Genomic DNA, 12,731 nt, shown 5'->3' on the forward strand with positions numbered 1-12,731 from the left:
GTGATTTCCCGCGCCCTCTGGACTACCCTAGGTTTCCCGGAATACCTTTTGACCAGACCTCGATGATTGGTCAATCACGCGATCAGCGGCATCGGCTGGAACCAGGACGGGGGGCAAACCATTGACCAGCATGTGGGGGGCCTCCCGCCGATTGGGCGCACCGGCAGCGACCTCCGGAACCAGTGCCGCAATTGACCAAGAACATTGCCGGAGGTCTCGCCAGCAAGAGTCACAATGTCGGGGAGCCGGCGAGGATCGATCTACGTACACGGTGCTGAGCATCAATCGACGACCGGCCCGGAGGAGGGCACCCACCCACGACTCGGCGCCCGTGCAGGGCCCCCGGTGAGCCTGCCGGCGACCGCCGTGACGACCTTGGACCTCCGTCGGTGCCATCGCGACCCGGTGATGCGCGCCGGCGCTGACTCCCGATGGCTGGCCGCCCTGCTCAGCCGGCAGGCCGGCCTCGACGTGCGCCGCGCGGACCGCCTGCTGGTCGTGGACGACGCCAGCGCCGCACCCGCCCACCGGACGGTGATCGCGGAGCTCACCGCCGACCGGGCCACCGATGCGACGCTGCTCGTCCTGGTCGGCCCCGCGACCACCGGAATCGGGCCGCCGACCTGCGGCCCCGAGGACGAGCCTGGGAATCCCCCCGGTGGCTGGTCGCTGGGAGACGTCTGGGAATGCCCGTTCGACAGCACTCTCGGTGGCTGGCCGGACGACCTCGACGACGACTACCAGCCAGATCTCTACGCCTCGTACGAGGACACCTCCGACGAGGACACCGCCGACGAGAACACCGCCGACGAGGCGGTCCCGGCTCCACCGGTCGCCTCCCGGGCTGTCCCGACACCTGGCGACGAGGCGGTCATGCCGGCGATCGTCTGGCTCTCGGCCGTGGGGGCCGAACCATCAGCCCCGCCAGAACCGGAATCCCTGTCAGAACCGACGTCGACCGCGCGCGACCAGGGCGCTGGGAGGGAGGCCGGCAGCCGCGAGTGGTGCGTTGCCCCTGACGACGGCGGCGCGATGGTGCGTGCCTGTGTCGATGCGCTGCGGTCGCCGGAGGTGTTCGACGAGGTGTGTCGCGAGGTGTCCGCGATGCCGGGACGGCTCGCCTTTCCCGCCCTCGCCGTCGTTGTCGGCCGGCTTCCGGACGAGGTCCTGCGCACGATGCAGATCGAGGCGGCCGAGCGCTTCGTCGCGCTGGCCGGGCGACAGTCGCCGGTCGGGTCCGCGCTGGTCGAGGCCGCGCCGGCGGCGGCAGCCAGACCCGGCTACCGCGCGGCCCGGCTCGCCCACCTCACCGCCCGGCTTGCCTGCGTCGCGATGCCGCACGACTGCCTCGCGGCGTTGGTACCCCGCCTGTCGCCGCTACCCCGCCGCCTGCCGCGCACGGACCGCTGGCGTCGGCGCAGGCCCACGCCGATCCGCCGGCTGACCGGCTCCGCCGCCGAGATCGTCGAGGAGATCGCCGCCTGTGCGGATGCCCTCGCCGGGTCCGGCGCCTGCCCGCCGGCCCGCGAACGGCCGGGCATCAGCCAGGCGGCCGCCGTCGCGCTGGCGGAGCAGGCCGGGGAGCTGGCCGCGCTGTTCGACGCCGACCTCGCCGACCTCGCCGCCGCCGCACTCGCGCGGCCGGCTGCCGCCGGCCCGGAGCACCGCCTGGGCCCGGGGCCCGGGCGGCCCGGGGTCGGTCGCCGCGTCAACGACCTGCTCGATGCCTACCACGAGCAGCTGCGGCAGGCTGGCGTACTGGAGCCGCCGAGCTTCGGCTCGACCGCGACCCGCCGGGCCGAACTCGGCCAGCGGGTCTGGCGGACGATCGCCATCCCCGCCGGGGACGCGCCAGTCGTCCGGCTGTTCGCGAGCGGACGGCAGACGGGCCGGTCGGATCCCCGGCCTGAGGCCGGCCGCTCGATCGTGTTCGCCCCGCACGCGGCCCGGCCGTCATCCGCCGCGGCGCGAACGACGTCGAGCGACCCGGTCGGCGCCAGCACGGACGGACCGTCCGCCGCCGTGCCGCGGACCACGCCGGTCTGGACCAGTTCGACGCTCGTCGCCGGTGTCCTGCGGCTTGTCCCGCCCCGGGACGCCACCTGCCTGGACGTTCTCTTCCCGGAGACCCAGACGTGATCGCGGCGGCCGCACGGGCGAGGAACCGGCCGACGCGGCAGGACCAGCCGTGATCGAGTATTCGTCGCCGATCAGAGTCCATGCCGACTGGACGGCCGACGCGAGCCGCATCGACCAGGTCGTCTACGTCTGGTCGCGGGCCCGCTCGGGCCAGGAGGGTTACTTCCCGGTCGCGAGCTCGCTCGGCTCGGCGGGAACCCGATCCTGGCGCGATCTGCTCGCCGGCCAGGCGGAGCCCGACGACGCAGGGGTCGAGCATCCGGCGAGCTCGCTCGCCTACCTCGTCGGCGTCGCCGGCCGTCCGGGCCGGCGCGATCCGGACGAGGTGCCGCAGGCCGCGCTGGTGCACCGGGTCCGGGTCCCTGGCCGCAGCGGGCCGGGAACCGGCCGGCGGCGGGCGCACGTCCTGCTCGGCCGGGCGGACTACCTGACCGAACGAGTCGGGCTGGCGCTGTACTCGGCCGGGACGGGGCAGGCCGACGCGCCCCGCACCACCCCGCGGCTGGCCCCGCTGCGACTGGCGGAGCTGACCGGGCAACGCCGGACCGGCGAACGGTCCCTGCGGCACGGCGCCCGCGCCGCCGCCCGCCGGCACCGCCTGACCAACCTGATCGCGACGGTGCTCGCCTGGTCCTGGACGCAACGACCGTTCGCGGTGACGCACACCGGGTCGCAGGAGGCGGTCACGCTGATGTGGGCCCTCGTCGAGACGCTCGAGACGGTGCTTCCCTACCGGCTGACCTTCTCGTCCCACATCGCCTCGGCCAGCGAGACCTCGGCCGGCGCGGACGGGGCAGGTGAGCACGCGGCCGGCAGCGCCGCGCGGGCGGCCGCCGACGACGTGCCGCGGCCGGGACGGACCACGGCCGGATCCGTCGCGCCCCGGTTGCTGTTCGTCCCGATGCCGCTGGAACTGGCCGTCGGCCTGGACCCGGCTTCGATTCACGTGGATCCACGGGTGCGGCCCTACGTCCCACCGGTCGTCCATGACGCCGCCCGGCTGCTGGTCGACGTGTATGGCCTGGGCGGCATGCGGGCGGTCAGTGGGCTGCTGGCAACGGTGGCGGACCAGGTGCTCCAGCCGAACGATCCGGAGCGCTGGTGCCGTTCGCTGGTGGCGGCGGGCAGCGCGGGCGCCAGCCATGTTCCGCCAGGCGTCCCGCTCGACCCCGAGGGTGCGCCCGGGCCGGCGGCGGCGGTCGGCCTCACGATCCTCGCCCGCGCGCGCGACTCCGCCCGTCCGTCGCACCCGTCCCGGACCGACCCGCCGGAGCCGCCACCCGCGGTCCCACCCGCCGAGGCGTCGACCGCCGTCGAGGCCGTCCCGGGGCCGCAGGCAAAGGCCGGATCGGCCCTGGCGGCCGTCGGGGTCGATGCGGCGGACACTCGGGCGGCGTGGCCGGTCGCGGACCATCTGCGCGACGCCTACGAGGCGATGCTGGGGCGGCCGCCCGCGACCGCAGGGGCATCGGCCGGGCCGGGCGGACTGGACCCGGCGCACGAGCTGGCTCTGGTTCTCACCTCTCCGGCCGGGCTGCCGGCCGACCTGCCGGCCGGCACGCGGTTCCAGGGCCAACTGCGCCGCCTCGCCGGCCTGCTGCTGGCGCCCGACACCGGCCCCCGGTCGGCGAAACGACCGGAGCACCGGCCGGCCCGGCCACCCTCCCAGCCAGCGCTGACGCAGGCCAGGCGCCGTGGACGGGCGGAGCTCGTCGATCGAATCCTGGCCCGCGCCGGCGAGGTCGGCGCGGATCCCAGCCGGGTCGCGGTCGAAAGCACCGTCGCCGAGTGGCAGCGGCAACTCGAAGGCCTGATCACCGCACTGGCGGACGATCTCGCCGCGCTGCCCGGGCCATCACCCACCCGAGGCATCGAGGAGGCGCTGCGACACGCGGCCCCGACGCTCACCGCCGGCCTCGAGGCGATCTTCACAGCCTGCCGGCTGCCCGCCGCCGCCGACAGGGCGCGGCGGCTGGCGGCGGAAACCCTGGCCGCGCTGCAGCCGGCCAGCCCCACACCATTGCCCGCCGGGCAGCCCCACCCGGCGGGCAATGGGCCCGCGCACCCGATCACCACAGCCATCCCGATCACCACGACCACCCCAGCAGCCACGGCCACCCCAGCCACCGCCGGTCCGCTGGCGGTGCCAGGACCGACCAGCGCGACCTTGGCGACCGGCGGCTGGACACCCGACCCCGCCGTGGTCGTCCCGCCGGCAACCGCGTTCGCCGCGGCACACCCGGCGACGGCCAGCACGGCGACGGCCAGCACGGCGACGGCGGCCGGGCGGGTCGCGCCCGGCGGCGAGTCACCGGCCGCCACTGTCGTCCGCCTGCTGCGGGAGACCCACGCGTGGGGGGCCGACGCCTTCCGGCTGCTCGTCCTCTACGTGCCGGGCTGGGACGGCGCGCAGGATCTCCGACGCGCCATCGCCGACGCGGCCACGGTCTCGCCGGCCGTCGCGGCGGCCGGCGACGGCGGCGCCCTTCTCGCGGCCGGCGCCCGGCCCCTGTTCGAACAGCTCACGATCAGCAGGCCGGCGGGACAGACCTCGGAACGCATGACGGTGATCCGGCGGGTCCTCGATCTCTATCACCACGACCGCGCCGGCGCGGTCGATGCGGATCTCGCGGCCCTCAACACGGAGCTGGCCGCGCGCATCCCGGCCACCGACCCCACGGACCACAGCCCGACCGTGGCCTTCCTGGCCGCCTGCGAATCGGGGCTGCCGGACGCCGCGCAGGTCTTCGGACTGCTCGCCCGCCACGTACCCGGTTGGGAGGGCGAGCGGGACCTGCACGAGGCGATCTGGCGGTGGGGCACGGTCGGCCGGGACGACCGGGCGCAGCGCGGGTCGGAGCCACCGACGGGCGCGGCGTTGGCGGCGGCGGCGGAGCGTTACTTCCGCCGCACCGTCCAGTCCGCCGACGCCGAGGCCGGCGGCCCGCATCCGGCCGACCTGGAACGCGTGGTGCGGCGCCTGGCGACGCTCTACCTCCCGGACGACCCCCGGCTGCGGGCCGCCGCGGCACTGGCGGACATGGTCGAGTCCCGCATCATTACCGAGATCACCGACGGCCCGAACCGGCGACGCCGCCGCTCCTTCGGGCTCCCCGTGATCGCCCTCACCCTGATGACCGCTGTCGTGCTCCCGTCCCCGGCACGGCGGTGAGGCCGGGCCCGCGTCACCGCGGGCGGGCGCCACGACACTCTCGGACGTCCGGTGCCCTACTCGGGATCGTTCAAGTCTGGAACAATGACCAGCACTTGTGTCGGAGTCACGACACACCCGTGGTCCACGGGACGTCGATGTCCTTGAGTAGCAAGAAGGACGGCTGGCGACACGTCCGGCAGCGTGGTCATGACTGGTTCGGCGGGGACGGAGGCCATGGGTAGCTCGCTGGTGCCGATCATGCTCATCGTGGTGCTGCTGGTGGCCCTGGTGATCTTCCTCTACCTGAACAACCAGCCGACTCGGCGGGGAAACCAGCGCCCCAGGCGTGGCCTGAACCACGAGCGCCACCAATCCGGTACGGTGCCGATCCGTGACGACCCCGATACGGCCGCCCTCGACGACCTTCCCGGCTTCACCGAACCGGATCCGGCGCCCGCGGTCGCCGTGCCGGCGGCGGAGTCACGCGCGGCGGACAGCGAACCTGCGGACACCCGCCTGGCCAGGGTGTATCACCTCGGTGGGGCCACGGACGACGAACATGCGGCCGGCGGGGCGGAAGCCGGCCGAGCGGGCGGACAGGCCCGTGAGGGCGCCAGGGCGAGCAACGTCGGTCCGGACGGTGACGGTTCGACCGGCCCGGCTTCGGCCGACAGGGGGACACATGATCCACGGGACAGTGACCCAGGTACGGCCGAGGCAGGCTCCGTCGGGATCGCCGGCGCGCCGTGGGGAGGGACAGTGACCGCGCAGGTTCCCGCGGGCGAGTACGGCCGCGGATCCGATCCCGACGCGACCGGCTGGACGCCACCGCCCGCGACGCCCCCGCACGAGGTGCCGCCCTACGACGACGATCGGCAGAACACGACCCGGTACTACGACCCGCAGACCGGCGACTTCCCCATCGCGCCGCCGACCACGACCTACATCCCGCAGCCGACCGCGCCGGAGCCGGTCGCCCACGCGGGAGCGGGTGATCCGCGCTGGGAGAGCACCCCCACCGCGACGACCTTTCCCGGCATGACACCCCCGCCCACCACCCGGGAGCACGCGGCGGACCTCGTCGCGACCGAACCCGAGGAGCCCACGGCCGCGCCGCTGCGGCTGGCCGCCGCCGGGCGGACCCGCCGGGGCAAGCGCGGCGGGCCCAACGAGGACGCGTTCGTCGTCGTCGACGGCCTGCTCGCGGTGGCCGACGGGGTGGGCGGCGAGGCCGCCGGCCAGATCGCCTCGACCCTCACCGTCACCACGGTCGCCGGTTTCCGGCCGCAGTACGCCGAGGATCCGCTGGAGGGCCTGCGCAAGGCGGTCAATCGGGCGAACCGGGTGGTGCGCACCCGCGCCCGGGAGGAGCCCACCTGGCTCGGCATGGCCTGCACGCTCGACGTCGTCATCCTCGGCCGGCAGCGCAGCACCGGCGAGTACCTCACCGTCGCGCACGTCGGCGACAGTTCGGTCTGGTTGCAGCCGGGGCGTGGGCGCCCCCGGGCACTGACCACCCCGCACGCGATCCGTAACGGCCCGCTGCTCAACGCGGTCGGTCTCGCCGACGAGATCGAGGCCGACATCTTCTCCGAGCCGGTGCGCGCCGGGGACCGGGTGGTGCTCGCCAGCGACGGCATCACCAAGGTGATGACGCCAGAACAGCTCGACGGCCTGATGAGCGAACTCGGCTCCTCACCGCCGGAGCGGGCCGCGGACGCCCTCGTCGAGGCCGCCCTGCTCGCCGGCGCGCGGGATGACACCACCATCGTCGTCGCCGACCTGGTGTCCGAGCCCACCGGACGGTGACGTCGGCGGCCGGCGCCGCGCGGGGCGGGTCGTGACGCGACTCGGCCGGCGAGCCCGAGGCCGGCACCGGTGATCGGCCCGGGCGCGGGCCGCCAAGGCTACCTCGGCGGCCCGGGCATCGTGCTGGCCCTGGCCGGCCGGCTGGCACGCTGGCTGCGCCATCATCTGCTCGGCGTGTTCGCGGTGCTCGGGGTCATCGCCTTCACGCTCGGCCTGATCGGGATGTACCGGCTGTTCAAGGCCACGCCGGCGACGTTCAGCTGGCCGAACGTCGTCTACTTCACCGCGACGTTGTTCCTTCTCGACGGCAACGTCTTCGTGGGCGCCGGTCACTTCCCGCTGACCCTGGAGATCGCCCGCTTCCTCGCTCCGCTCGCGACGGCGGTGGGTGTCGCGGACGCCGTCAGCACGGTCTTCGCGCAGCGCTTCGAGCGGTTCCGGGCTCGCCGAGCCCGCCATCACGTGGTCGTGTGCGGCACCGGACCCACCGCCTCCGCCCTGGTCGACAGGTTGTCGCAGACGAAGCGGGTGGTGCTCGTCGCCGAGGACGCGCAGCGCGAGTACCCGGACACCGAACGGCCCGCGGGGCTGCTGCGGGTGGTCGGCGATCCGGTCGAACCGCTGGTGCTGGCAAAGGCCGGCATCGCCCGGGCCGACGTGGTCTACGGATGCCTGCCGGACACCTCCTCGAACCTGGCGATCGCGCTCGCCGCCCGGCGCCTGGCCGTCGACCGGGCGGACCAGCCGCTGCGCTGCCTGGCCCAGGTCGGCGACCTGTCACTGATCCCGCATCTGCGGGCCCGCCGGATCGGGCTGGACGACGACGCCGGGTTTCGGCTGGACTTCTTCGCCATCGAGGTGCTGGGTGCGCACGCCCTGCTCAACCGCCACCCGCCGAGCTGGGCGGCGGCCGACGCGGAGGGCGCGCCGCCCGCCCAGCCGGCACCCCTGGTCGTGCTCGGTCTGTCCGGGCTGGGCCGGGCCCTGGTGATGGAACTGGCGCGCCGCTGGCGGACGTTCGCCGGCGCGACCGGAGCGCTGCTGCCCATCGCCGTGTCCGACCCCGACGCCGTGGCGAAGCTCGCCCTGTTACGGGCCCGCGAGCCGGCCCTGTCCCGGGTCGTGCTGACCGGCCACGACACCCAGAACGGCGAGCTTCCCCCGGCCGTCCTGGCCGCCACCGACCGGCTCGGCCCGCCCGAGTTCGTCTACGTCTGCCTCGGCGACGAGGAGCGCGCTCTGCTGTTTGGACTCGATGCCGCCCAGGTGCTCAACGAGCACTTCGGCGTCAGGCGTACCACGGTCATCGTGCGTACCGGCCGGCAGCGGAGTTTACAGGACGTCTTCGGCCAGCAGGACACCGCCCTGCCCGCGACCCCGATGCCGCTGCTGGAGAACCTGCGGGGCGGCGTCCGCTTCTTCGCGGTGAACGACGAGGCGCTGCCGCTGGACCTTGGCGACACCGACCTGATCGAGCGGTTCGCCCAGGCCAGCCACAACCGCTACCTGGAGGCCGAGCGCCGCCGCGGCCAGGCGATGGGATCCCGGCGGGCGATGGTGCCCTGGGAGGAGCTGCCCGAGGACCTGCGTGACTCCAACCGGGCCCAGGCCGCGCAGTTCGGCGAGGTCCTGCGGACCCAGAACCTCATGCTGATGCCCGCCGGGGAGGCGGACTCCGACTTCGCCTTCACCGGCGCCGAGATCGAGCAGCTCGCCCAGCAGGAACACGAGCGCTGGCGGCGGGAACGGGCTGCGAAGGGTTTCACCGTCGGTCCGGTCGCGCAGGACGGTCCTGACCGCCGCCATCCGGCGATGGTCGACTGGGCCGCGCTGACCGAGGTCGATCGTGAACGCGACCGGGACGTGATCCGCACTCTGCCGGACATTCTCGCGCACGCCGGGCTACGCATCGTCCCGCTCAACCGACCGAGCTGAGGGCCCGGCGGGGCCTCAGCCGACCCGCTGGTCGACGGGGCAGTCCAGGGCGCTGGCCCGGGTCAGCCCGTCGACCGACAGCCGGGCGGTCAGGCGCACCGGCCCGGCCGACTCGGTGAGGATCCCCGTCCAGCCGCCGGCGGCCCGGAACACGCATGCCCGGCCCTCCCCCGGCTGCCAGTACGGCGTGTAGTGCACGAGGACCGTGGCGATGCCGGGCGTGCGGAAGTCGACGGCCATGGAGCTCACCCCGAGCTCGGTCAGGCTCGCCGGCCCCTGCACCAGGCCGGGCGAGTCGGTGACGAGCCAGACCTTCCAGTGCGCGTCCTGCCAGGCCAGGTCCAGGTACGGCAGGCCGGCCCGCAGCAGCTTCGCCTCGGCGACCGCGGAGGGGTCCAGGTTCACGTCGGGCAGGGCGACATAGCGGATGCCGCGGGCCAGCAGCCACTGGTGGTACGTCTCGGCGTTCAGCGTGCCGTCGTAGAACAGGGCGTTGTACTTGCTGTCGAGCTGCCGCAGCCAGCCGCGGGCCATCGGCACCGACGGCGCGACGTAACGCGCCTCCCAGTGCGCCTGGGTGAACGGCACCTCCACCCGTCCCGCGGACACCGGTGTGCCCCGGTGCAGGTAGTCGAGCAGGCCCGCGTAGTACCCGGACCCGGCGGACGGGTCACCCTGGGTGAGCAGGGCGCCGTGCAGCGGCCCGAACTGCCAGCCCATCAGCGGGATCGCCACGATCGCGAGCAGCCGACGCCGGTCGGCGAGCAGCAGCGCCGCCGCCGGGCCGGCCAGCAGCGTCGCCGGCCGGGTGATGTTCCCGCCGACCTGGGACGGGACGAAGAAGAACAAGGTCGCCGCGGCCGCCCACAGCAGCAGGCCGTGCCGGATCGCCCGGGCGTCACGCGGGACGACGAGCAGCCCCACCCCGATCAGCGAGAGCAGCGAAAGGTAGGTCACGGCGGGAAAGGGCTGGTATCCGTCCTCCGGGAAGGCGAGCGCGACGCCGATGCCGGCCCCGGCGCCGAGGAACGGAAGCACCCGCCGCCAGCCGATCGTCGGCAGCAACGCGCAGCCGACGAGCAGCACGAAGCCGGCCGCCAGGGGGGAGGCCAGCGAGGACAGGATCGCGCCGGCCCAGGTGAGCTTCGTGCGCCGCTCCCGCGCGCCGAGCAGCGCCAGCGCGCCGAAGGCCATCCCGAGGGCGAACGGCATCCGGCCCACGACCAGGTTCGACACGGTCGCGACGGCGAACCAGACCAGGACGAGTTCGTGCCCCGAGCGCCGCCGCGGACCACGCAACAGCCGGGTGACGAGCACGGTGGACGCCACACAGGACAGCGCGCCGAGAACCTCCACCCCGAGCAGCGCCCCCAGCGGGGGGAACAGGACACTGTACCCGGGTATGGTGTGGCCGCCGTACCATTGATCGTCCCAGAGCAGCGCCCCACCGTGGCGGAAGAGCCACACCCGGTATTCCTGGGCGGGGGTGTCGGGACCGGTCACGCCGAACCCGACGCACAGCAGGCACAGGACAGCGGTCAGCACCCAGGGCCAACGGCACGCCACGGCGACCACCGCGCTGGCCGCGCGCCACACCGGCCCACGGTGCCGCGGTGGTTCGAGGGCGACGAAAGGGGTCTGGGGTAGTGCAGCCACTCGGGGCTCGGTCTCGCCTTTTGGTGCCGCGGCTGCGGCCGACGAGCGGCCGACCGGCATCGCGTCGGTCGACGGGCCGGGCGCCGCGAGAGCTGTCACGCGCGACCTCCCCAGCAACCGACGACGGTCCCTCCGCCGCACCCGACAGATCATCCCTCGGCGCCCCGCCCCGGGGCGAGCGGCCGAGAGCGGCCACCCCACCAGCGGTCGGGCGCGCTCAACCCGGACCGTCCGCTGGCCGCAGCCGCAGCGGTGTCGGCTGGCTGATCGCCGCCGGCACCGCGGCCGCGGTCACGGCCATGGCGGCCGAGGGCCGGCTCGGGCCGAGGGACCCGAACATCACTGATCCCTCATCCTGGTGGGGGATTCTTCCATCGACGCCGCCGGGCGAGACCACGAGGGGCGTTCTGGCCGGACTGTCCGCGCTGAGCGTCATTGTCCTGTGCGGGTGCTGGGGTGTGCTCCTGCGCGGCGCGCTGGCCGGCCGGGTGACCACGCGCGGCGGGCTCACGGCCGCCGTGACCTGGAGCCTGCCGTTCGCGGTCGGGCCGCCGCTGTACAGCCGGGACGCCTACGCCTATGCCGCTCAGGGTGAGTTGGCCCGGCTCGGGCTGGATCCGGCGACCCACGGCGTGTCCGCCCTGCGCGCCGCCGGCACGGCGGACGGTTCCGGGCTCGGTTTCGTGCGCGCCGTCGACCCGCGCTGGACCGACACCCACAGTCCTTACGGCAGCGCGGCGGTGGCGATCGAGAAGGCCGCCGCGGCGCTCGGCGACGGCCCGGGCGGGACCGTCGTGACGCTGCGCGTCATCGCCGTGCTCGCCACGGTCGCCCTGGTCGTCCTGGCGCTGCGGCTGGCCGGGACGGGCCACCGCGCGATCGCCGCCGTGGCGGTGGCGGCGAATCCGGTGATCGTCATTCATCTCGTCGGCGGCAGCCACCTCGACGCGCTCGCCGCGGCGCTCGTCGTCGCCGCCCTCGTGCTCGACCGCGCCGCTCCGGGCCCCACGGACCGCACCACCGCTCCAACCGCCACCGACCCTGATCCAGGCGAACCTGGGCTGGACGAGAGCCGGCCTGGCGGTGCTGGGCGGTCCTGGGCGGTCCGGTGCCGGCCGGTGGCGGTGGGCGCCGCCGCGACCGGCCTCGCCGGGCTGGCCGGCAACGTCAAGGCGACGGCGCTGCTCGCGGTCGGCTGGCTGATGGTGTCGCACCTGCTCGCCGCCCGGCGAGCGGCGCACCCCGTGCGGGCCGGTCTGACCCGGCTCGCCGCCGATGTCGGGGCCGTCGCCGCCGTCTCGGCCGTGAGCATGGCCGCCGCCGGGTTCGGGCCGTCCTGGATCCACTCCCTGTCCACCTCCGGCAAGCTCAGCACCGGCATCGCCCCGGCCTCGATCCTGGCCGCCGCCGTCGACGGGCTGTGCGGACTTCTCGGGTGGCATCTCCCCGACGGCGCCGCGCTGCGGGTGGCCCGCGGCCTGTGTCTGGCCGCGGCGGCGGCCGTCGTGCTGACGCTCACGATCCGCGCCTGGCGCCACGGACCGGGCGAGCGGCGGGCCGGGTCGCCGCTGGACGAGCGGCCCGACCTGGCCGTGCTTGGTTTCGGCGGCCTGGCCGTCGCCCTGGGCAGTCCCGTCGTCTACCCCTGGTACCTGGCGATGTGCCTGCCGCCACTGGCCGTGATCGCGGCCATGGCTGTCCCCGCCGACCGGACCGTCCCCGCCGAGCGCGGCGCCGCCGGGAGATCGACCGCCACCCGGCCGGCCGGGTGGCGGTCGGTGGCGGGCCTCGTGCCGACGACGGCGGCCGGACGGACGCTCGCCGGGACCGTGCTGGTCTCGTCGTGGCTGTGCCTGGCGACCCTCCCGCCGCTCGCCGCGACCTGGCGGCTGCTCGGCGGCGGCGGGGTGCTCGCGCTCGTCGGCGGCCTCGGGCTGGGCAGCGGGGCGGGGGGGGGGGGCGGGGGCCCGGGGGGGGCCCCCCCGGCCCCCCCCCCCCCGCCCGGCACCACGCGGGTGGCCCCCCCGGCCGCGGGGTG

At 75.0% G+C, this 12,731-nt stretch carries 7 protein-coding genes; 5 read left to right on the plus strand and 2 right to left on the minus strand.

What is annotated here, in order from left to right:
• The first annotated feature begins 366 nt into the window (after positions 1-366).
• The 4 genes from MXD60_RS06830 to MXD60_RS06845 all read left to right on the plus strand — a co-directional run bounded on the left by MXD60_RS06830 (position 367) and on the right by MXD60_RS06845 (position 9,037).
• A complete protein-coding gene (locus MXD60_RS06830; RefSeq protein ID WP_248818124.1) occupies positions 367-2,139 on the plus strand; it encodes a hypothetical protein in 1,773 nt (590 codons plus the stop codon).
• Between the two features lie 49 nt (positions 2,140-2,188).
• Positions 2,189-5,311, plus strand: a complete 3,123-nt coding sequence (locus MXD60_RS06835) for a hypothetical protein (RefSeq protein WP_248818125.1) — start codon at positions 2,189-2,191, stop codon at positions 5,309-5,311.
• 216 nt (positions 5,312-5,527) lie between these two features.
• Positions 5,528-7,102 (plus strand): PP2C family protein-serine/threonine phosphatase, encoded by a 1,575-nt coding sequence (locus tag MXD60_RS06840; protein WP_248818126.1) that lies wholly within the window; start codon positions 5,528-5,530, stop codon positions 7,100-7,102.
• A gap of 69 nt (positions 7,103-7,171) precedes the next feature.
• Complete coding sequence (locus tag MXD60_RS06845; protein WP_248818127.1) at positions 7,172-9,037, plus strand: NAD-binding protein; 1,866 nt, start codon at positions 7,172-7,174, stop codon at positions 9,035-9,037.
• Between the two features lie 15 nt (positions 9,038-9,052).
• On the opposite strand, the gene MXD60_RS06850 is transcribed toward MXD60_RS06845, so the two are convergent.
• Positions 9,053-10,753: a hypothetical protein gene (locus tag MXD60_RS06850; RefSeq protein WP_283097952.1), complete on the minus strand. Its 1,701-nt coding sequence runs from the start codon at positions 10,751-10,753 to the stop codon at positions 9,053-9,055.
• A 157-nt stretch (positions 10,754-10,910) separates the two neighbouring features.
• Positions 10,911-11,036 (minus strand): hypothetical protein, encoded by a 126-nt coding sequence (locus MXD60_RS28640; RefSeq protein WP_283097953.1) that lies wholly within the window; start codon positions 11,034-11,036, stop codon positions 10,911-10,913.
• Between MXD60_RS28640 and mptB the strand changes: the two genes are divergently transcribed.
• Positions 10,993-12,731 (plus strand): polyprenol phosphomannose-dependent alpha 1,6 mannosyltransferase MptB (gene mptB / locus MXD60_RS06855; RefSeq protein WP_283097935.1); only part of this gene is annotated, 1,739 nt, incomplete at its 3' end. The two genes, MXD60_RS28640 and mptB, sit on opposite strands and share 44 nt — an antisense overlap.

The organism is Frankia sp. AgB32, from assembly GCF_023243045.1.
GTDB lineage: Bacteria > Actinomycetota > Actinomycetes > Frankiales > Frankiaceae > Frankia.